General features: G+C 65.5%; 25 protein-coding genes. 13 read left to right on the forward strand and 12 right to left on the reverse strand.

Annotation, left to right across the window (positions count from 1 at the left end; genetic code table 11):
- Positions 1-18: 18 nt before the first annotated feature.
- The gene (locus tag Q8P38_08315) at positions 19-618 is read left to right on the forward strand and encodes a methyltransferase domain-containing protein (protein MDP4014600.1); all 600 of its coding nucleotides are present in this window, start codon (positions 19-21) and stop codon (positions 616-618) included.
- Positions 619-919: 301 nt separating this feature from the next.
- Here Q8P38_08315 and Q8P38_08320 read toward each other — a convergent pair whose 3' ends face one another.
- Both Q8P38_08320 and Q8P38_08325 read right to left on the reverse strand, forming a co-directional pair.
- A complete protein-coding gene (locus tag Q8P38_08320; protein MDP4014601.1) occupies positions 920-1,417 on the reverse strand; it encodes a hypothetical protein in 498 nt (165 codons plus the stop codon).
- Positions 1,414-2,151, reverse strand: coding sequence for a TIGR02391 family protein (locus Q8P38_08325; protein MDP4014602.1), 738 nt, complete (start codon positions 2,149-2,151; stop codon positions 1,414-1,416). Before Q8P38_08325 ends, Q8P38_08320 begins: the two co-directional genes overlap by 4 nt.
- A gap of 63 nt (positions 2,152-2,214) precedes the next feature.
- Here Q8P38_08325 and Q8P38_08330 point away from each other — a divergent pair, with 63 nt between their 5' ends.
- The gene (locus Q8P38_08330; GenBank protein ID MDP4014603.1) at positions 2,215-2,460 is read left to right on the forward strand and encodes a hypothetical protein; all 246 of its coding nucleotides are present in this window, start codon (positions 2,215-2,217) and stop codon (positions 2,458-2,460) included.
- A gap of 189 nt (positions 2,461-2,649) precedes the next feature.
- Here the strand turns inward: Q8P38_08330 and Q8P38_08335 are convergent, their stop codons facing one another.
- The gene (locus tag Q8P38_08335) at positions 2,650-3,429 is read right to left on the reverse strand and encodes a hypothetical protein (protein MDP4014604.1); all 780 of its coding nucleotides are present in this window, start codon (positions 3,427-3,429) and stop codon (positions 2,650-2,652) included.
- Between the two features lie 47 nt (positions 3,430-3,476).
- Positions 3,477-3,737 (reverse strand): hypothetical protein, encoded by a 261-nt coding sequence (locus Q8P38_08340; protein MDP4014605.1) that lies wholly within the window; start codon positions 3,735-3,737, stop codon positions 3,477-3,479.
- Between the two features lie 69 nt (positions 3,738-3,806).
- Between Q8P38_08340 and Q8P38_08345 the strand changes: the two genes are divergently transcribed.
- The 5 genes from Q8P38_08345 to Q8P38_08365 all read left to right on the forward strand — a co-directional run bounded on the left by Q8P38_08345 (position 3,807) and on the right by Q8P38_08365 (position 8,999).
- Positions 3,807-4,868: a type I restriction-modification enzyme R subunit C-terminal domain-containing protein gene (locus Q8P38_08345; GenBank protein MDP4014606.1), complete on the forward strand. Its 1,062-nt coding sequence runs from the start codon at positions 3,807-3,809 to the stop codon at positions 4,866-4,868.
- Positions 4,869-4,940: 72 nt separating this feature from the next.
- Complete coding sequence (locus Q8P38_08350; protein ID MDP4014607.1) at positions 4,941-5,534, forward strand: hypothetical protein; 594 nt, start codon at positions 4,941-4,943, stop codon at positions 5,532-5,534.
- Positions 5,531-6,385: a nucleotidyl transferase AbiEii/AbiGii toxin family protein gene (locus tag Q8P38_08355; protein ID MDP4014608.1), complete on the forward strand. Its 855-nt coding sequence runs from the start codon at positions 5,531-5,533 to the stop codon at positions 6,383-6,385. Before Q8P38_08350 ends, Q8P38_08355 begins: the two co-directional genes overlap by 4 nt.
- On the forward strand, positions 6,382-7,878 hold the full coding sequence (locus tag Q8P38_08360) for a class I SAM-dependent DNA methyltransferase (GenBank protein MDP4014609.1): 1,497 nt from the start codon (positions 6,382-6,384) through the stop codon (positions 7,876-7,878). The genes Q8P38_08355 and Q8P38_08360 overlap by 4 nt, the downstream gene beginning before the upstream one ends.
- Positions 7,878-8,999 (forward strand): restriction endonuclease subunit S, encoded by a 1,122-nt coding sequence (locus tag Q8P38_08365; GenBank protein ID MDP4014610.1) that lies wholly within the window; start codon positions 7,878-7,880, stop codon positions 8,997-8,999. Before Q8P38_08360 ends, Q8P38_08365 begins: the two co-directional genes overlap by 1 nt.
- Here the strand turns inward: Q8P38_08365 and radC are convergent.
- Positions 8,992-9,648 (reverse strand): DNA repair protein RadC, encoded by a 657-nt coding sequence (gene radC, locus Q8P38_08370; GenBank protein ID MDP4014611.1) that lies wholly within the window; start codon positions 9,646-9,648, stop codon positions 8,992-8,994. The two genes, Q8P38_08365 and radC, sit on opposite strands and share 8 nt — an antisense overlap.
- A 70-nt stretch (positions 9,649-9,718) precedes the next feature.
- Positions 9,719-10,057 (reverse strand): DUF3024 domain-containing protein, encoded by a 339-nt coding sequence (locus Q8P38_08375; GenBank protein MDP4014612.1) that lies wholly within the window; start codon positions 10,055-10,057, stop codon positions 9,719-9,721.
- Between the two features lie 214 nt (positions 10,058-10,271).
- Here Q8P38_08375 and Q8P38_08380 point away from each other — a divergent pair, with 214 nt between their 5' ends.
- Positions 10,272-11,183, forward strand: a complete 912-nt coding sequence (locus Q8P38_08380; protein MDP4014613.1) for a GIY-YIG nuclease family protein — start codon at positions 10,272-10,274, stop codon at positions 11,181-11,183.
- 92 nt (positions 11,184-11,275) lie between these two features.
- On the opposite strand, the gene Q8P38_08385 is transcribed toward Q8P38_08380, so the two are convergent.
- Positions 11,276-11,476: a hypothetical protein gene (locus tag Q8P38_08385; protein MDP4014614.1), complete on the reverse strand. Its 201-nt coding sequence runs from the start codon at positions 11,474-11,476 to the stop codon at positions 11,276-11,278.
- Positions 11,467-12,051, reverse strand: a complete 585-nt coding sequence (locus Q8P38_08390; GenBank protein ID MDP4014615.1) for a MarR family transcriptional regulator — start codon at positions 12,049-12,051, stop codon at positions 11,467-11,469. Before Q8P38_08390 ends, Q8P38_08385 begins: the two co-directional genes overlap by 10 nt.
- Before the next feature lie 104 nt (positions 12,052-12,155).
- On the opposite strand from Q8P38_08390, the gene Q8P38_08395 reads away from it, so the two are divergent.
- Entirely contained in the window at positions 12,156-12,401 is a 246-nt protein-coding gene (locus tag Q8P38_08395; protein ID MDP4014616.1) for a hypothetical protein, read from the forward strand.
- Between the two features lie 61 nt (positions 12,402-12,462).
- Here the strand turns inward: Q8P38_08395 and ychF are convergent, their stop codons facing one another.
- The gene (gene ychF, locus Q8P38_08400; GenBank protein MDP4014617.1) at positions 12,463-13,542 is read right to left on the reverse strand and encodes a redox-regulated ATPase YchF; all 1,080 of its coding nucleotides are present in this window, start codon (positions 13,540-13,542) and stop codon (positions 12,463-12,465) included.
- Positions 13,543-13,816: 274 nt separating this feature from the next.
- Here ychF and Q8P38_08405 point away from each other — a divergent pair, with 274 nt between their 5' ends.
- Complete coding sequence (locus Q8P38_08405) at positions 13,817-15,118, forward strand: DNA recombination protein RmuC (protein MDP4014618.1); 1,302 nt, start codon at positions 13,817-13,819, stop codon at positions 15,116-15,118.
- A 57-nt stretch (positions 15,119-15,175) separates the two neighbouring features.
- Positions 15,176-15,964, forward strand: a complete 789-nt coding sequence (locus tag Q8P38_08410; GenBank protein ID MDP4014619.1) for a hypothetical protein — start codon at positions 15,176-15,178, stop codon at positions 15,962-15,964.
- Positions 15,965-15,988: 24 nt separating this feature from the next.
- Here the strand turns inward: Q8P38_08410 and Q8P38_08415 are convergent, their stop codons facing one another.
- Positions 15,989-16,969: a 4-hydroxy-3-methylbut-2-enyl diphosphate reductase gene (locus Q8P38_08415; GenBank protein ID MDP4014620.1), complete on the reverse strand. Its 981-nt coding sequence runs from the start codon at positions 16,967-16,969 to the stop codon at positions 15,989-15,991.
- Between the two features lie 142 nt (positions 16,970-17,111).
- Between Q8P38_08415 and xseA the strand changes: the two genes are divergently transcribed.
- Together xseA and Q8P38_08425 are read left to right on the forward strand one after the other, a co-directional pair.
- On the forward strand, positions 17,112-18,455 hold the full coding sequence (gene xseA, locus Q8P38_08420; GenBank protein MDP4014621.1) for an exodeoxyribonuclease VII large subunit: 1,344 nt from the start codon (positions 17,112-17,114) through the stop codon (positions 18,453-18,455).
- A gap of 26 nt (positions 18,456-18,481) precedes the next feature.
- Positions 18,482-18,718, forward strand: coding sequence for an exodeoxyribonuclease VII small subunit (locus Q8P38_08425; protein MDP4014622.1), 237 nt, complete (start codon positions 18,482-18,484; stop codon positions 18,716-18,718).
- A gap of 5 nt (positions 18,719-18,723) precedes the next feature.
- Here the strand turns inward: Q8P38_08425 and Q8P38_08430 are convergent, their stop codons facing one another.
- Positions 18,724-19,332 (reverse strand): DUF4245 domain-containing protein, encoded by a 609-nt coding sequence (locus tag Q8P38_08430; protein ID MDP4014623.1) that lies wholly within the window; start codon positions 19,330-19,332, stop codon positions 18,724-18,726.
- Positions 19,333-19,383: 51 nt separating this feature from the next.
- Positions 19,384-20,160 (reverse strand): DUF1707 domain-containing protein, encoded by a 777-nt coding sequence (locus Q8P38_08435; protein ID MDP4014624.1) that lies wholly within the window; start codon positions 20,158-20,160, stop codon positions 19,384-19,386.
- Between the last annotated feature and the right edge of the window lie 7 nt (positions 20,161-20,167).

Below are 20,167 nucleotides of genomic sequence, written 5' to 3' on the forward strand. Positions count from 1 at the left end.
CAGGATTAGCCTGGCTGGGTGTACCAGGAAGTCTGGCAACAGCGATACTCCGAGCCCGGGCGCGTCTGGTCCCGGACGCCGAACCGGTGGCTCATCGACCTCGCCAACACGATGCGTCCAGGATCCGCGCTCGACCTGGCCTGCGGCGAAGGCGCGGATGCGATCTGGCTGGCACTCAACGGCTGGCAGGTGACCGCTGTGGACTTCGCCCCGGCCGCTATCGAAAGGGCAGCCGCTACGGCAGCGGAGGCGGGCGTCGGTGATCGGATGACCTGGGTTTCGGCAGACGTTGACTCCTGGGAGCCCGGCCGCACGTTCGATCTAGTCAGCGTTCAGTTCCTGCACAGCCCCGCTGAGTGCAGGCGCCGCATCCACCGCAAGGCGTGGCAGGCGACAGCTCGGGCGCTCATCGTCGTCGGTCACGATCCCCGGAACGAGGCCGAGGGTCATTGCGGGCCATCCGATCCTGCGTTGCTCTACGACGCGGCGGACGTGCTCGCGAGCTTGGGCCTGTCGGAGTCCAGCCCGGAAGTCAAGGTAGCGGAATGCCGCGTCCGGAGCCCCGGGGATCCAGAGCAGATCGCGTTCGACAGCGTCGTTGTCGTGCGCCGGCTTTGAGGATCGACGCCCGCTCAAACGTTGAAGCGGAACGATCGCGTGGGGTTTCGGCTGTCGTTGGTCACCGCTGGGTGATGCCGGAGAACATGGCTTGACCTGCGGAAACGCGTTCACGGGAGCTCGGGCGTCGTCGACGATCGTCGGTCTCGGCTGGACTTCTTGCGGACTATTTGCGGACCGCAGGATGTCCGGAGCCCCTTCCGCATCTGGTCGAACTCGGCCGCCATGCGTCGACCTCAGAGCCCGAATCTGCGGGCAAACACTCGTAGCCGGGGCGACAGGGGATCCGCATCGCGACGATTCACAGCTGCGCGCCGTCGAACCTCTCGAAGAACCACCCCGCCTGGTCCGGGACGATCTCCGCCAACTCGTCGGAGACGTCAAGGTCGTACGCGGCAGCGATCTCACCCACCTGGACGCCAACGAGGGCCCGGAGGCGACCAAGAGCCATTGAGAGCGGATCTGTTCCCATCGGCCGATAGTGGCGGTCCCAGTCGTCGCCTGCGGAACCCACCTGGTCCATGAACTCGCGGAAGAGACGCTGCAGCAGCTGAACCCGTTGAATCATGTCCGGGCCAATCTCTGGGTTGTCGAGGTGCACGCCCAGCTGCTTGCGTACGTGATCCGCCGACTGCACGCAATGCTCCTCGATCTCCATCGAGAAGTCCTTCCAAAGCATGCGTCGGTCGGCCAGCAGGTTGAGCGCCCGTCGCGCAATCTCACGGTCGTCGTCCTTCCGCTCCCATTGCGCTCCGCCGAAGGGTCCAACCGATCCGCCGGTGACTCGATATCTGGTCACAAGCTGACTTCCTCGACGTCGGCCTGGTCTACCCATCGAGCCAACAGGCTGAACGCGGCCAGCTGCTCAAGAGCCAGTTGCTCCTCGCCACCCGCGCTCTCCTGTGGCTTGTGCATACCGGGGTTCCGAATCGCGGTGTAGAGCCCGTCCGCGAAAGCGCGGGCTCCCCGATGGAGATTCTGGTAGGTCTTGCCGCCGTCATCCTCCGCCAGGCGAAGACGAGGTGCTCCTTCCTTAGGCTCGTCAAGCGAGAACGCCTCGTTGAACAACGCCGTCTCCGACACGTCCATCCGCCCCAACTTGGCCTGCGTCTCCGCATTGATCCGGATCGCCGCCTGCATGACTGCCTGGTGGCAGTGGCCGGTGTTCCAGTACGACCTTCCGTTCTCCCACGACCACGGGTGGAGATTGGCAGCGTCCATGTCAGGTGCGTTGTCGCCCAACTTCTCAGCCAACTCCCCCTGACGCTGGAGCGCAGCCTTGGCACGGGAGGCCTGGTCTCGGAGCCAGTCGAAATCCTCGTCCTTCTTCGGACGCTCGCGCGACCAACCGGGAAGCACGCGGTCGAGAATCTGCTCCACAACATGCGCGCGTTGCGACGCCTCGGTTGCCGGGCCACGCATGACGGTTCCGAAGTAGGCGATGCCCGGTCCCATGTCAGGGACGACCTGTGCCGTCACGCCCAGGAACGCGTCGATCTCACTGATTGCCCACTCGGGATCCAACTTCGCCACGGAGACATCTTGCCGCGATGCGCCGACCGAACGAGTGTCGGAGGCGCGTGTCACGCTCTCTGCATGAGTAACCGTCGCAAGCCGAAGCGCCGCAACCCCGACCCGGCCTCACGCCGCGCCGAGGCGGAAGCTCTTGTCGACAAGATCCTTCATGACACGCCGGAAGGTCGAGTAGACCCGGCAATCTCAGAGAACCTGCGGCAACATCTTGCGCGGAACCCCGGCCAGCCCGACCGCGCTCTGCTCAATCACTTCAAGGACCAGATTCCCGACTTCGACGCGGCGTTCCCGGAGGACCTGGAGAAGTAGCAGGGCGGGGCTCTCACGCCCCATTGAAACGGAACGACCACGCGGGATTTGGCCGTTGGTGGTCATCCTGGGTCGATGCCGAAGAGTGCCGCTTGTCCCGCAGCAACGCACTCTCCGGTCCGTTGAGCGTCGTTGGCGCCCTTCAGGCTCGGCTGGACTTCTCGCGGACTGCTTGCGGACCGCTGGCAATCAGTCATCGGCTTCCAACTCAAGGATGGCGTTGGCGACCTCGGACGGGAAGAGCGTCGACCAGATGATCTCGCCCGAGCCAGGGTTCATCTCAGCGAGTGGCGACGGTTCGGGCTGCCAGTCCTCGGGTGTCACACCCGGGACACAGTCGAGGAGCAGCGCGAAAATCTGCGGATCGGGAACTCCCTCGGCGATGATCGCGAGGTAGGCCTCATGGCCGTTCTCTGCTCGCACAAGAGCCTTGATCCGATGGCTGCGGAACTCGGCGACGGCGAGGTGGCCGTTCTTCAAGGACATCGAGACAAGGCGGATGACCATCCGCTTCATCTCACGCCGCCAAGCAACGGCCTGTTCCGCTGCGAGGCGCTTCCAGTCCCAATCGGCCGGAAGAAGGTGATCTGAGGAGACGGTCTTCCCCGTCGTGCACTCTCGCTGCAGGGTGGCGTAGAAATCGCGCTGAGGGCTGTCCGCTTGGCGTCGACCAGCCGCTCCGATCCACCACGCCCCTCGGCTCGGGCGCACCCAGTCCGGGAGTTCCTCGCCGCGAAGCTCTGTGACGGCGGCGCGATGGTCACTGGTCTTGACCTTGAACCAGACGCGGTCGGCGAGCGCAACGACGCGCTCTGCGCCACCGGCATCCCGCTGCTCTGGAACGCTCTGAGCGTTAGCCACGACCGGGTGATCGATCTCTTCCAACCGGATCCCGAGGTCCGGCAGACCAGCCGCAAGGTCACCGAGGCAGCGCTTCGTCGGACGCACGCCGATCGGTTCCGAGACCATGGCGCGAATCTAGCGGCCAGGTCCGACGGTCAGCGGGCCGTCATGGGCTACTTCGGCAGCCCGCCGAGGTCATCGAGCTCTTCGGCGCTGAGGCCGGTCATAAGCGACACAGCAGCAGCTTCGGTGCCTTTGAGCTGACCGAGCGCAGCCTTGACGCCAGCGTTGATCTCATCGCGGTGTGCGTCGATGTACTCGCGCACGGCGGCATCGACGATGTCCTTCTTCGAGCGGGACATGAAGTGAGCTGCGTGCGACACAAGCTCGTCAGTCGCGGCGTCGACCTTGATCGGCGCAGTAGCGGTAGCCATAGCGCTGCCCTCCTTCTCGGGTACCAAAGTACCAGTATCTACCGTCATGGCAAATCCGCGTGGATGGTTATGCGTCCGGCCGCACGTCGCCGATCCGCCTGTGGGCGCCAGTGCACGCCGATAACCTCAGAGGCACCATGGGTTACCGGGGACGACGACGCCAACCGCCTTGCCGCCCAAGCGCGCGCCCGCGTGCTCATCGACCGGCAGCTCGCCGAGGCGGGCTGGTCGGCGCAGGACCTTAAGTACGTCGTCCTGTTCCGCCCGATCGGCTCGATGGTCGAGTTCAAGCAGATCGTCGGGCGAGGGTCACGTCTCTACCCCGAGAACGACAAGTACTCCTTCGAGATCGTGGACTACGTCGGCGCTTCGGTCCTTTTCTCCGATCCAGGCTTCGACGGTGAGCCGGTGCGCATACGGACCGAGCGCATCGACGAGTCCGGCGAGATCGTCGAAGACGAACTCGGGGACGTTGCCCCCGAGATGCCGTCGCTTGGCGAACCCGAGCCCCCCTTCGACCGAACCCAGTCCGAAGGAGAGCTCGAACAGCCGTCGGCGAGGAAGCATTACGTCGACGGCACAGAGGTCACTGTGACTGCCGAGGCGTACTACGTCGCTGACACGAGTACCGGCGCTCTCCGCCTCGTGGAATACACGGACTACCTGGCCGGCCAGGTGCGCGTGCTGTGTCCGACCATCGATGACCTTCGCGCACGCTGGGCCGATCCTCAGCTACGTGCGGTCTTGGAGGAGGGCCTCGCCTCGCGCGGCGTGTCCATCGAAGAGATGTCGAGGCGCCTCGAACTTGCGCCCGACACGGACCCCTTCGACGTCCTCGCACACGCCGCCTGGAACGTTCCTCAACGGACGAGGGCGGAACGCGCTCGGCTGGTGCGCGAAGACCACGCGAGCGACCTCAAGGCGCTGGTGCCGACCGCGCGCGAGATCATCTCCGCCCTCCTCGACCGCTACGAGGAGTACGGCGTCGAGGAGATGACCCACATCTACGCCTTCCAGGTGCCGCCGCTGAGCAACTTCGGCTCACCCGTCGAAGCGGCACAACACTTCGGCGGCGCTGAAGGCTGGCGCCAAGCCGTCAGCGAGCTCCAAGGTTGGCTGTACTCAGCGTGAGTTTTATTTTAGCGACGGCCGACTGCATAGAACTAAAGTCTAGATTGAGTTCGAATGCGCTATGCTTGGCCCATGGCCGGCACTCGACAGGATCTGCGGCTGGCGCTCCAACGCCTTGCCTTCAGCCAGGCTGGCTACTTCACCGCCGCCGAGGCTCTCGACCTCGGGTACAGCTATCAGGCACAGAAGTACCACGCCGATAGTGGCAACTGGCTGCGAGTCGACCGTGGTCTGTTCCGACTTCCCGACTGGCCCTCCGCTCCCGAGGACCAGTGGGTGCGCTGGACCCTATGGAGCGAGGGCCGTGGCGTCGTGTCCCACGACTCGGCCGCGCTCGTCCACGACCTCGGCGAGCTCGATCCCCGCCACGTGCACCTGTCCGTTCCCCCCGGATTCCGGGCCGTGGATCCGGCGGTGGTCACGCATGTGTACGATCTGCCTGCCGCGGACGTTCTCGACCGCGGCGCCTGGCGGGTGACTACGCCGCTGCGCACACTGCTCGATCTCGCGGGTGGCGACACCACGCAGGAGCAACTCGAGGCTGCGGTCGCCGCCACGCTGGAGCGGGGCCTGACGACCGCGCGCCGGATCCGCACTCGCTCGGACGAGGCCGGAGACCGGGCGGCGCTCCGCATCGAGCGGGCGCTCAAGGCAACGACGACATGACCGACAACCAGGCGCTCAGAACCAGCATCGAGCAACGGCTCGCCAATCTGGCGGCCGAGCGACAAGTCTCGCTCGATCGGTTGCGCCGCCACTTCGTTTTCCAGCGGATCCTGGTTCGACTGTCCGCGGACGACAACTGGGTACTCAAAGGCGGCTTCGCCCTCGAGGTCAGGCTCGGCCTCGACGCCCGGGCGACCAAGGATCTGGATCTGGCCATGCTGGAGGACCTCGACGGCGTCGAGGCGCAGGATCGTCTGCTCGATGCTCTCGACGTCGACGCCGGTGACGGATTGACCTTCCAGGTGTCCGCACCGCGAGCGATCGCCTCGGACGATGCCGGAAACCCCGGCTGGAGGTTCACCGTCACATCGGTCCTAGGCGGCAAGGTCTTCGCATCGCTGCGCCTCGACGTCGTCGCGCGGAGCGCGGAGATCGTCGGCGCCATCGGCACCATCGAGGTACGCCCGCCGATCCTCGCGGAACTCCTGAGCAGCACCGCGATGCCGACGGTGGACATCGCCCAGCACGCCGCGGAGAAGTTCCACGCGATGGCCCGGACGTACGCCGGAGATCGACCCAGCAGCCGCGTCAAGGACTTGGTCGACGTCGTACTCCTCGTGGAAGCGGGGCTGCTGCCGAATCCGGACCTGCCCGGTCGGCTTCAAACGGTCTGGCAGGTGCGGGACGGCGTGCCGCCACCGGCACAGCTCCCCGATTTCCCGGCGTCGTGGCCCAGCGACTTCGCCGCAATGGCCGCTGAACTCGATCTGGCCGTCGACTACCCCACCGCCCGCTCCACCGCCGAACGACTCTTCGCCGAGGCGGTCACCACCGAGGAGAACCAATCGTGAGCCGTGCCGCCAAGAGCGTTGCCCAGACCCCGCAGGCGCGTCTCGCGTCGGTCATCAAGACCAGTCGGGACATCATGCGCAAGGACGCCGGCCTCAACGGCGACCTGGACCGGCTTCCTCAACTGTCCTGGCTCCTCTTCCTCAAGGCCTTCGACGACCTCGAGCGGAACAGGATGATCGTCGACCCCAGCTACCGGCCAGCACTGCCGGAGGAGCTCCGATGGAGCGTGTGGGCGGCAGATCCGACCAAGCGCAAGCAGGGTGACGCCCTCATCAACTGGGTCAACGGAACCCTGCTCCCGGGGCTTGGCCGACTGAAGGGATCCGGCCGGGCGGGCGACCCTCGCACCACGCTCGCCACGGTCTTCAAAGAGACCAACAACCGAATGCTGTCCGGCTACCTGCTCGGTGACCTGATCGACCAGATCGACAAGGTGCACTTCACGTCGGCCGACGACATCCACACCATGGCCCATCTGTACGAGTCGATGCTGCGCGAAATGCGGGACGCAGCCGGAGACTCGGGCGAGTTCTACACACCCCGGCCGGTGATCCGGCTCATGGTCGAGCAGGTCAATCCGCGCTTGGGCGAGACGGTGCTGGACCCGGCTGTCGGCACAGGCGGATTCCTGGTCGAGGCATACGAGCACCTCCGCGCCCAGGCGCGGTCCGCGACCGAGATCGCGACGGCGAAACGCTCGATCAGCGGCTTCGAGAAGAAGCCACTCCCCTACCTGCTCTGCCAGATGAACCTGCTCCTGCACGAAGTGGAACAGCCCAACGTCACCCGCATGAACTCGCTGACCTTCTCGTTGGCTGACCAGCGCAAGGCCGGCGTCGACGTCGTTCTGACCAACCCGCCGTTCGGGGGTGAGGAGGAGAGCAGCAGCCTGGGGAACTTCCCTGCCGACTCGCGGACGGCAGAGACCGCCTGGCTGTTTCTCCAGGTGGTGATGGCGCGCCTGGAGAAGAGGAAGGGCCGCTGCGGGATCGTCGTCCCCAACGGGGTCCTCTTCGCCAACGAGGGCGCGCCGGCACGGATCAAGAAGAAGCTGCTCACCGACTTCAACCTGCACTCTGTGGTGCGGCTGCCCAACGGCGTCTTCGCTCCGTACACCCTCATCCCCTCCAACCTGCTCTTCTTCGAATACGGCGGGCCAACGAAGGACATCTGGTTCTACGAGCAGCCCCTGCCGGAGGGGCGGAAGAACTACACGAAGACAAGACCGCTGCGTTTCGAGGAATTCGCCGATGTCCAGGCATGGTGGGGTGGCACGGATCGAGTCGGCCGAGTCGAGAACGAGCACGCGTGGAAGGTCGACGCCGCCACACTCGCGGAGGACGGCTACAACCTGGATCTCCGCAACCCGCATCGTGCCGACGATCTGACGCATCGCTCGCCCGAGGAACTCGTCAAGGAACTGATTGCCGTGGAGGAGCAGATCCTCGCAGCCCTTCAGGACCTCCAGTCCAACCTCGGGAACGACGCCTGATGGCGGTGCGGCAGGTGCGAGTAGGGGACATCCTCTCGCTTCACCGCGTTCCCGTTCAGATTGACGAGGCAGATAGCTACAGGCAAATCGGCCTCTACTCCTGGGGCAAAGGGTTCATCCATCGACCTTCGTGTCTCGGCTTCGAACTCAGCAAGCTTCGTTACTTTCAGATCCCAGCCGGCGCTCTCGTTCTCAGCAGCATCCAGGCATGGGAGGCGGCCATCGCCGTATCGACCAACGCTGAAGCTGAATTCATCGGGTCGAACCGGTTCCTTAGCTATGTACCGCGCACCGACGACGTGGACGTGCGCTACTTACTGCACTACTTCCTCTCCGAACCTGGTCTCCACCAGATCAAGCAGGCTTCGCCGGGAACGCAGGTACGAAACCGAACGCTGGGGCAGCAACTCTTCGAGCGCCTAGCAATTCCCCTGCCCGACGTCACCGAGCAGCAGTGCATTGCCGCACGCCTCGACCGAATCGTGGCAATCTCGACGTCGTTCGGCGAACCTCCGACCGCGGCCCTTCGAGACAACTTCCTCGATAGGGTCTCGCAGAGATCACGGATCGGGCACATCATCACGCTTGCTCGACACCCTGTGAGCGTCAAAGCGAGCGAGGCCTACCCGAACCTCGGCATCCTCAACCGGGCCCGTGGTGTGTTCGCCAAGCCGCCGATGCTGGGTTTAGGGACGAAGTACTCGACCTTGTATCGGGTGCGCGCCGGACAGTTGATCTATTCGAAACTGTTCGGCCGGGAGGGATCGCTCGCCATCGTGCCCGAGTGGGCGGACGGGTGGTTCGTCTCCAGCGAGTTCCCCACGTTCGACGTGAACACCGACGCAGTAGATCTCGACTACTTCGGCCAGGTGTTGCGCTGGCGCGGTCTCGCGGAACAGCTGGCCGCCGCGACGTCAGGGATGGGTCAGCGGCGACAGCGCGTGCAGATCGACCAGTTCGAGGCGCTCGAGGTCCCGTTGCCAGACCTCCCGACCCAACGCCACATCGGCGCCGATCTCCTCCGACTCGCCGCAGTCGAGGGCCTGGTGGCCCACAGGGCAACGCTGTCGGCCGGCCTACTTCCTGCCGCTCGGAATCAAGCGTTCGCCAGCCTCACCTGACGCTGCGCCATGAACTTCCCGCGATTACTACGTGGTCAAGGAACCGGAGTCCGGCCGCATCGGCGGCCCGGCCTACGGCGCCAGTGGCCTCACGGTCGTAGATGCTTGGGGTCGGATCTCCAGAAGGATGATTGTGCGCGAGGGCGAACGCTCGACCGTCGTACCGCAGCACGGCGTGCAGCACCTCTCGGACAGGCAACGGACTCGAGTCCAGGCCTCCAGTTGCAACGGGTACAAGGCGAAGCACGCGGTTGGCGGCGTCGGCCACCAGGACCACGACCTTCTCCCGCCGTTCGCGGGCGAGCACCGGGGCGACCAGCTCAGCGATCGCGGCTGCGGAGTCCACGACACGGTTGGCCGGTGAAGCTGTAGCCCGAGCCGCTAGTTCGAATGCGGCTGTTAGGCGCACTGCCTCTGCGGGGCCGATGCTTGATGACCGCATCAGCTCCTCAGGAAACGCGGCTGCCAGGCCACTCAGTCCTCCGCACTCGTCGATCAGTTTCCGACCCACCGCAACCTCGTCGCATCCCTGTGGTGCTACGGCGGCTACCAGGGCAACAAGCTCGGCGTCGCTGAGCGCGCCAGGTCCCAGACTCAGGAGACGCTCGCGGGGCTGGTCGCCGGCGAACAGCCGCGACGTGATCGACATCCCGCAACGCTAGGTCGCAGAGCCGACGAGCACTATCGCGCCCGAGACACCTGTGGAAAGGCTAGCTTCGTCAGCCCTTGAAGATGCAGGTCGGATCGTTGTCGTACTCGGCCAGCAGCCGCTCGATCGGCTGATCCGGCTCGAGAAGGTCGTAGGCATGGGCTCGGGAGTTCCGATCGAACCAGTACAGGGTCCAGCCCTTCGTTTGCTCGTCGTACTTCATCCGAGCCTGCGGAGTGTCGGTCCACTCCGGGCCTAGCGCCGGATTCCACGGCGGCCGATGCTCGACGATCGTCACGGTGCGACCGCGCACGCGGTGCTCCACACGCACCTGTTCCCGCATCTCGGGCGGGACCTGCGTCTCGCAGAACCGCCGGATCCGCGCGAGATCGGTCTCTGGGACGGCCATGGGCTCAGTATCTGATGAGTATCGCCGGGGCCGCCATCCGCGTCCCACCCTTCCCGCTCTCGTGCCCCTCACTGACTACCGCCGACTCCTCACCGTCGCGAGAATCTCTCCCACGTCGCACCCGCCTTCGCCCTCAACCCCTTTGAGTGGCACCCATCAGACAGAACCCGCGAACCTTGCCGATTGGTCGGCCCTGGCTGCAAAGATCGATGTCATGAGCGGCAAGCACATCGAGCTCTTCCTCGTCGACGGCACCCCCGGCGGCCTGACGACTGCGGAGATCCTGAACTGGACGGGGCAGGTCTTCAGTGCTCCGCGATCGGAGATGAGCGCCCTCGTCCGCCGCGCCGAGCTCGCGGGCACGTGCGTGTACCTACTGCTCGGTCCCGACGAGCAAGGCGGCAGCCGTTGCTACATCGGCGAGACCGACGACTTCAAGGCACGCCTTCGATACCACGATGCGAACAAGGAGTTCTGGCGCAAGGCCGTGGTGATCACCTCGAAGGACGCGAACCTGACGAAGGCACACGGCCGCTATCTGGAGTCCCGCCTGATCGCACTCGCTCTCCAGGTCGGCCGCGTCGTCCTCGACAATGGGACGACTCCTCCGCCACAGGCACTGCCCGAGGCGCACGCCTCCGACATGGACTACTTCATCGACCAGCTGCAGATTGTCCTGCCGGCCCTCGGAGTCGATGCCATCCGCGGTCGGGAGACCGTCGCAGTGACGGCAGCGCGGCAGGAACAGCTGGTGTCGCCGGTCTTTCGTCTCGTGAACATGAAGCTCGGCGTCGCTGCAACGGCTCAGCAGATCGACGGGGAGTTCACGATGCTGGCCGGTTCTACCGTCGTGGGTGACTGGCAGGGCGTGGGGAAGGCCGACAGCACGATCAAGGCGTACGACTCGTACCGAACCCAACACCTCAAGCTCATCGCCGACGGCTCGATCATCGTCGAGAACGGTGTCGGTCGGGTCGCGAAGGACATCGTCTTCGGCTCCCCATCGACCGCTGGCGCGATCGCTCAGGGGCGCTCCTGCAACGGCCGGACCTCCTGGGCGGCGGAGGACGGCAGCACCTTCGGCTCCTGGGAGAGCCGCGGTGTCGGGACAACGGAGGTCTCCTGACCATGGCTGGCATCCAGCACCTGTCCATGCGCGCGCCATGGCGCGACCGACCGTGGGACCAGTTCCTCTGCGACGACCCGCTCGGCAACTCCTCATGCACTCTCCTCGCGGCGATCGGCAAACGTCGTGACGACGACACTGGTGAGGAGCGGCAATTGATTCAGGCGCTCCTCGGCCTGCCGGAGGAACGACGCCGCACGCGCGACGTCTGCGGGCACGACATCGAGACGTCCCGCCTCGACCAGCGCGAGCACGGTCGCCTGCTGGACGCGGGTGAGCGGGGTCAGCGCCACGGCAGCTCCCCGATCACGGCGACCGCCGGGCCGCTGCGCACGTTGTCCAGGAAGCCGGAGGGAGCGGCGAACTCCGCATCTGTGAGGATCGTCGGGTTCACGGGCCGGTGCACCGCAGCCTCGATCCGGGCGCACGCCTCGTAGACCGCGTCCACGTCGGGCTCACCGAGCACCATGACGTCGATGTCGTGCGGTGCCGGACCGGCATCCCCGAGCATCCGCGCGGCGAAGGAACCGTAGAGGAACGCCGACTCGATCCCGTCGATGCGAGCAAGCTCCTCGGCCAGGATCACCACCGGACCAGTAGCGACCGTGAGGATCTCGCGCAACGGCTCCACCAGCGGGCTCTCGCCGTTGGCGCGGATCAGCCTCGTGCGGCCCACCTGCCGCTCGCTCAGGATGCCAGCGTCCACCAGGCGCGCGACCTCGCGGTGCGCGGTCGGGTATGCCAGGCCCGCCCGTTTGGCCAGATCGGTGACGCTGAGCTCCTCGCCGGTCAGCAACAAGGTGGAGAGCAGGCGCGCTTGGCCGTCCGACCGGAAGATCGGAGCGAGGAGCGGTGCCTCAGTTCTCATATAACTGAGATTATCCTCCACTATATCGATAGTCAACGCCGGGGAATAGTCAAGACCTGTGGATTGGCGTGTCTCATGCTGCGGTGATCCCGTCGGGGCGCTCGATGAGTTTGAACGCCATCGCCACGCCATCTGCCCTCGAGCCTGGACCTTTGGTGACTTTGGTCCGCAGCCGGACGGTCGCGAACACGGACTCCATCGTTCATCGTTATCTGGAGGCGTCCAGCAGGGGGGTCCTTGGAGGTCTGATGCTCGTTCAGCGGGTGGCGGCACTACGAGCCGTGCTTGAAGCCGAAATCGCGCAGAATGTCGGACCCGTAGTACACAATGAGGAGGTCAACGCAGCCTAAGCGATCAACGGGCCGCTACCGAAGTTCCACGGAACTCGGGACATCCTCGAAACGCGCCGATTCACACGTTGAAGCGGAACTCCACGACGTCCCCTTCGGCCATGACGTAGTCCTTGCCCTCGATATGCAACTGGCCGCGCGCCCTGGCCTCGGCCAGGGACCCGGCCGCGACCAACTCATCGAAGGACACGACCTCGGCCTTGATGAACCCGCGCTGGAAATCAGTGTGAATGACGCCGGCGGCCTCCGGTGCCGTGGCGCCCCTGCGAATCGTCCAAGCGCGCGATTCCTTCGGGCCAGCTGTCAGGAAAGTCTGCAATCCGAGCGCGTCGAAAGCGACACGCGCCAAAGCCGCGATGCCTGACTCCTCCTGCCCGACCGACCGCAGAAGCTCAAGGGCTTCCTCTTCGGGCAGCTCGGCCAGCTCCGACTCGACCTTCGCGTCCAGAATCACGGCCTCCGCCGGGGCCACCAACGCACGTGCCTGGGCCGCGAAGTTCGGGTCCGCCAGCTCCTGCTCATCCGCGTTGATCACGTAGAGGAAGGGCTTGGCCGTCAACAAGAACAGCTCCCGGATCGCGGCGGCGTCGACGCCGGATCCGAACAGGGTCCGCCCAGAGTCCAGGATCTCCTGCGCCCGCAGGGCTGCGGATAGGGCCGCACCGCGCGACTTGTCGTTTCGAGCCTCCTTCTCCAACCTGGGGATCGCCTTCTCGAGGGTCTGCAGGTCCGCCAGGATCAGCTCAGTGTTGATCGTGTCCATGTCATCGGCGGGCGATATCCGACCCTCCAGATGGATCACATCTGGGTCCTCGAACGCTCGCAGTACCTGGCAGATCGCGTCGGACTCGCGGATGTGAGCCAGGAACCTATTCCCCAACCCCTTGCCCTCGCTGGCACCGCGCACGATCCCCGCGATGTCGACGAAGGTGACCGCCGCCGGTACGACCCTCCGCGAGGCGAAAACCTCCGCCAGAACGTCCAGCCTGGGATCCGGCACCCCAACGACGCCAGTGTTCGGCTCGATCGTCGCGAAGGGGTAGTTGGCGGACATGGCGGCCGCTGAGTTGCGAGTCAGGGCGTTCAGCAGCGTCGACTTTCCAACGTTAGGCAAGCCGACGATTCCGACAGTGAGTCCCACTAGGGCAGTCTAGGTGGGCGAAGCGGTGCGGGATTCGCGCCAGCATCGCCCAGACCCCCGCAGCCCGCGTCGGCCGACGGGGTTAGCTATCCGGACGACGGGGTTGGCGGCCGTTCCTGACAAACGCGACCGTTAGGGTACAGACGCGACCGTTGCAACGGGAGTTTCTTTGCGTAACGGTCGCGTTTGGCGGGAACGGTCGCTTCTTCACCCCAAATCCGCTTGAAGCGTGTCCCGGTCCACGTCTGTCGGACCCCTGAGGCATGGTTGCCCCATGAGCAACAGCATCGCCCAGCTTGTGGTTCCCCTAGTGATAGTCGCCATCGGGGCAGCCCTCGGCGTCGCGGCAGCAACGATCGCGGCTCGCTCCCGGATGCGGATTCAGCTCGCTGAGTTCGAGGCGGAACGTGCGACGTGGGGGCGGCGTGAGGCGGAAGTCGCCGCGCAACTATCCGTCACCCATGGCGAGCTCAAGGCCGAGACCCGCGCCCACGACGCCACTCGGATGGAACTGGCCGAGGAGCGCCGAGTCAACGGTCAGCTCGACAAGACAGTGCAGCCGCTCCGCACAGCGGTCGACGAGCTCGGCAAGAGGGTAGGTGAGGCCGAAGCGGCCAGATTGAGGGCGCGCACGGAGTTGCAGGCTCAAATCACGCAGATGGGCGTGAAGTTTGGGGAGGCAACCGCGAGTGTTCAGCAGGAGGCAAGGCGACTAAGTCAGGCCCTGACGCGCAGCGAACGGCGGGGTTCGTGGGGGGAAATGCAGCTGAAGAGGCTCGTGGAAGCGTCGGGCATGATCGAGAACGTTCACTTCGTCACTCAAGACCGGACGACCACAGATGATGGCACCTGGGTCCCGGACATGATCATCGACCTGGCGGGCGGCCGCAAGGTCGTCGTTGATGCGAAGGTCTCCCTGGATGCCTTTCTCGCGCTCGAGCAGGAACCTGGCAGCCAGGAGATGTTCAAGAAGCACGCGGATGCCGTCATTTCACACGTCGACCGGCTGTCACGCAAGGAGTACTGGAAGCGCTACGAATCCCCAGAGTTCGTAGTCCTGTTCCTGCCGGCCGAGGCATTGCTGCAACCGGCCTTGGAGGTTCGCCCGGACCTTCTGCAGTACTCATTCGAGAAGCGCATAGTGCTAGCCACACCAACAACGCTGATGGCTCTGCTACGCACGATCAGCTTCGCTTGGCAGCAAGCCGATGTGGCAGCCCAGGCAAAGGAGATACAGAGCTTGGGCGCGGAGATGTACGAGCGGCTGCTGCGGATGGCGGAGCACTTCGACTCCCTGGGCAAGTCCATCGGTATGTCAGTCAACCGCTACAACGCGACAATCGGGTCGCTGGAATCCCGTGTTCTACCCGCGGCTCGTAGGTTCCAGCCAATGAGCGCCACGTCCAAGGACCTGCCCAAGCTGCCCGGGATTGACAACACAATCCGCCCGCTCCTGCCCGAGTTGCAGCTGAATGCCGAGATCGCCCAGCCCGATGACGGCTCCGGGGACGACTCCGGGGATGATGACGCTGCCGAGGGCGATACCGGCCCGGAGCCTGGCCTGCGCAGCGCATAGCCAGACACTCGGGAGCCGCTACCGGGAACAGTCAGGCGCGCCGCCTAGAGTAGCCAGGTGACGACGCAGCCGGTCCCGGACGCTCCACCTGAGGACGACGGGTCCTCGCCCTGGTGGGAGCCTCGAACCGCGACCAACGGCGTCACCAACATCCTCCGGCGCCACGTGCTCGCCACAGCGCCGACCGCCCCCGAAGACCATTTGCCCGACCCCGAGGAGCCCCTGGGCGCTGACCCGGATCAGCCAACTACGAGCGACAAGCCGCGCTCCACCCGCCTTCAGGTGATTGAGACCCACAGCGAGCCCGAGCCACCGGCGGAAGCCCAAGCACCCGAAGCGGATGCGCCCCCCGACCAGGCCAAATCGCCCACTTCATGCGCGAAACAGCCCTCGGTCGTCAGTCTTGGTCGCGGTCTTGTGTCGCCATTCGGCTCCCTGTCACCGCGCGCTGTGCTAGTCGTCGTCCTCGCGGCGGGAGCACTGGGGTGCGTGCTGGGCTTCGTCATCTCGGGAGCGACCTTGATCCCCGCTTCCGCGAGCTGGGGTTTGGTGGCCGGAGCGTTCGTTGGCGCCGCTCTCGTGCGTCTCAGCGACACATGGGCAGCCATCTGGGCTCCGCCGTTGGCCATGCTGGGGATAGCGGCGACGCTTGGACAGATCACGCTTCTGGGTGGACCGGTGACGGTGGCGCGGGAGACCGCGATGATCTTGACCGCCCTCGCGGGAAGCGCGCCGGCACAGGTCATCGCCGTCGTCGGTGCCGCCGTGATCTGCGCCGCCCGGCGGAGATCACAACAGCACTCCACCCAGCCCAGCGAGCCGAAGTCGCCTACGGAAGCCAGCTAATCGCAGCCCCCCGGTTCAGCGGACCTAAGACCTGCTGTCCCGAATGCGCCTGTCGGCGCCACCGCCCCTCAGCTCCTTGGGTAGCGCGAATGTCAGCGTCTCCTGAGTCGCACTGACCGTTTCAACATCTAAGAACCCGCGTTCGGCCAACCACGCCAACACTTCCGAAACCAAGGATTCCGGTACCGACGCCCCGCTGGTCACGCCCACGGTCCTCGCCGACCGCACGTCCGCGTCCGTCATCTCCTCGGCCCCATCCACACGAACCGCCGCCCTCGCACCGGCCTCCAGCCCAACCTCCACTAGCCGGACGCTATTGGAGGAGTTCGCCGAGCCGACAACCACGAGGAGGTCACAATCAGGCGCCATCCGCTTGACCGCCATCTGCCGATTCTGTGTGGCGTAGCAAATGTCGTCGCTCGGCGGGTCCATAAGGCCCGGAAACCGCTCCCTCAGGACAGCGACAATCGCCATGGTTTCGTCCACGGACAGGGTGGTTTGTGACAGCCATGCCACCTTGTCCGAGTCAGCAGCGACGGTTCGGGCGGCCTCGACGCTCTCCACGAGCGTCACCCGACCCGGCGCCTCGCCAGCGGTCCCCACGACTTCCTCATGACCCTGGTGACCGATGAGGAGGATCTCGAACCCCTCTCTGGCGTAACGGCGCGCCTCGTTGTGGACCTTCGTAACCAAAGGACACGTGGCATCAATGGTCCGCAAGCCCAGCGCGGCAGCTTCCTGGCGAACAACCGGCGACACGCCATGTGCCGAGAAGACGACCGTGGCACCGCTAGGGACCTCATCGGTCCGTTCCACGAAGACCGCCCCCCGCTCGCGCAGCGCCCGCACGACGAACTGGTTGTGCACGATCTGCTTGCGCACATAGACCGGTGGGCCGTACTCGATCAGCGCCCGCTCAACCGTCTCGATCGCCCGCTCCACGCCCGCGCAGTACCCACGCGGTGCCGCCAGGAGTACCCGCAGCGGAGTCGCCGGCTCGCTCATTGCTTCATTCTACGACCCGCCACTACCTGACAGGCCGGGCAAGATCTCCCTGGCCTGCCGACTAGCCAGCGACCCAGAACCTCGACTCGCGCGCGGTCCACAGGGGTTATGCCGACTAACGCGCAGGCCATACCCTGCCCCAATGGGGTTGGAAACATCGCCGGACAGCCCGATCCAGGTGGAGAAAGCCTCCAACCTGATGAGGGACTGGATTCGCAGGCTGGGATCGATCTGGGTCGAGGGCCAGATCGCGCAACTGCGCGTCCGCCGGTCCTACGTCTGGATCACTCTGCGGGACACGGACGCCGACGTCTCCATCCCGCTTGGGTGCAGCCGGTCCGAAATCGAGAGCGCCGATGGCGGGATCACCGAAGGCCAGCGGGTCGTGGTCTATCTCAAGCCCGACTACTCCATGCGGCGGGGAGACATTCAATGGCGCGCGACCGACTTCAGACCGGTTGGCCTTGGGGAGCTGCTAGCCCGGATAGAACGGCTGAAGAAACTCCTGGCAGCTGAGGGGATCTTCGCCGAAGAGCGCAAGAGGCCGCTTCCGTTCCTGCCTCGACGGATCGGACTGGTTTGCGGCAGGGCCAGCGCGGCCCAGCACGACGTAGAAGTCAACGCGCGCCTCCGCTGGCCCGGAGCGCTCTTCGAGGTCAGAGAGGTGCCGGTGCAGGGACCGTCCGCGGTCGCCCAAGTCATAGCCGCGATCACGGATTTGGATCAGACCCCCGAAGTGGATGTCATCGTCGTCACCAGGGGCGGCGGTTCGGTGGAAGATCTGCTGCCTTTCAGCAACGAGGCCCTGGTCCGGGCTGTGGCGGCCTGCGCAACGCCCATTGTCAGCGCGATCGGACATGAGGATGACGTGCCGCTGCTGGATCTAGTCGCGGACCTGCGGGCCTCGACCCCCACCGACGCTGGCAAACGCATCGTTCCAAGCCTGAAGGAGGAAACTGCCAAGGTCGCTGACCTTCGCGAACGCGCTCACACCGCTTTGGAGACGAGGGTGCGCACAGAAAGACGACACCTCACCTCCCTGACATCGCGTCCCGCGATGTCACGGCCCGGCGCACTCGTCGATAGAGAGAGAGCGAGCTTGCGGCTAACGGCCGAGCGAGGCCGCAGAAGCCTGCGGTCGCGCGTCGTTTCCCAGAACGAGAAGATGACCGTGCTCCTGTCCAGACCGGCCTTCGCGCACCCAGAGCTGGCCATCGCGCGACGCGTCGATCTCCTCGCCGGACTGAGGGACCGGTGCGCCCGGGCCTTCTCGGGCCAGTGGCAAGCCACCGTGGTGGATCTGCAGCACCAAACGGCCAGGCTCCAGTCGCTGTCACCTCTAGCCACGCTGGACCGGGGGTACTCGGTCGTGGAGTCCAACGGCGTGATCCTGCGCGACAGCTCCGAGGTAGCGTTGGGCTCCAAACTGCGGATCAGACTCTCTCGCGGACAGCTCGGCGCCGTCACAACGTCGGTTCGCCAGTAATAGCCGCTCAACCTAGGGGAACACAGATGACCGACGAATCGCTGCGAGAACTCCTCACCGCTGACCTGGCGACACTGTCATATGAACAGGCCAGAGACGGTCTGGAGCGAATCGTGGACAGACTAGAGGAAGGCTCGGCCTCGCTGGAGGATTCCCTGGCCCTTTGGGAACGCGGCCAGCAACTCGCGAAGCGGTGCGCCGACTGGCTGGACGCGGCGCAGAAGCGCCTAGATCAAGCCGCACCCGCCGCCGAGCAGGAGTAAACGGCTCAAGAACGCGACCGAACATCGACGGGCCGCAGACTGCCCGCGAACTCGGTCAAGTCACTCCATCTCCCGGTACCGGTGACGATGATCGTCTGGTCCGGGGCCACTCGGACCAACGAACGCTGCTCCCCCGATTCGTTCTCATACGCGACCCATGTGTCGTTCCCGACCGGCGGGCCCTGCCAGGGCCAATCAGCCGACTGGACGCGCTGCCCGCCAAGCGTCTGTTCGGTAATGAAGACTTGGCTAGTGGCACTGGACTGCACAACGGCCGCCGAGCGACCACGCGGCGAGACCCAACCGTTGAGCCACACCGCCTTGCCCATCGATTCCTCGCTGGGGTCCCATCGAGCTGACGTTGAGCGCCATCCTGGTCCAGGGTTGGCCAGGAGGATGGGGAACGACGCTTCCCGGGCAGCGAGCCGGGCCACGGGTTGAACATCCAGCTCGCGGACAGGTCCAAGTTCCGGCCGCCAGTTGAAGACCATCAACACGACAATGGCGACTGTCACTAGGCCCATGGAGACCGCGATGTCCGAGACCGCTCTGCCCGATCCGCGACCCCGCCGTGCGACCGTCACCCCTTGGTCTATGGCGACCCGTTCAGCCATGTACCCATGGTGCATCAACGAAGTGCGCGCGACCGCGAACTGAACCGCTCGTCAGCGCGTGTCGTCGTCCCTGGCTTGTTCCGGGTCTCTCGCGGCGATCGGCTTGCGCACTGGGGGCGGGGGCAGGACGCGCTCCGACCGTGATCCAGGTGGGGGTTCATCGGCCACAACCGTGACAGTCACACCGCTGAACAGCGCGGTACCGGTGACCCGGATCAGCGGAGCTCTAAGGGGCGGCGGCAGTTCCCTCTGCGCCGACGAGCGATGGTCCCGCAGCGCGAAGCCCCCGAACAAGCCGCTGCCTGTCACTTCGACCCGCATGTCGCCGGGAACCGTGATCTCGATACGCCCGAAGACCGTGACGGCCTTGACCTCGATGACAGGGGATTCCAGCATCGCGTGGGTCAGGTCCAGCTTGACGCTCCCGAACGATGCCACTGAGACGAGAGAACTAGGCACCGCCCAACGACCGTCGCGGACGACATCGCCGAAGATCGCCACAAGAGGCGACGAATCGACCTTCACCCCGCGCGGCACAACGCGCCAGTGGTCCGCGGCCGATGATCCCGCCGAACCGCCCGGCCCGGCAGCGACTGGCAAGGACACCGGAGGGCCGGGAATGTCGCCAGGCGGGATCGGCAGGTCCGACAGCAACGGCGCCAGATCGGCGTAGGTGGACGCCCGGTACGCCAGGTCCATCCGTTCGTCGTACTCATCGCGGGAGAGCCGACCCTCCAGGAACGCGGACTGCAGCAGCGCCACGTACTGCTCGCGGTCAGCATCAGCGGCTCGAAGGAGCCAAGGATCGCGTTCCGGCTCGGTAGACACAACTGTG

The sequence above is a fragment of the Candidatus Nanopelagicales bacterium genome (assembly GCA_030700225.1).
In the GTDB taxonomy this organism is placed as follows: domain Bacteria; phylum Actinomycetota; class Actinomycetes; order S36-B12.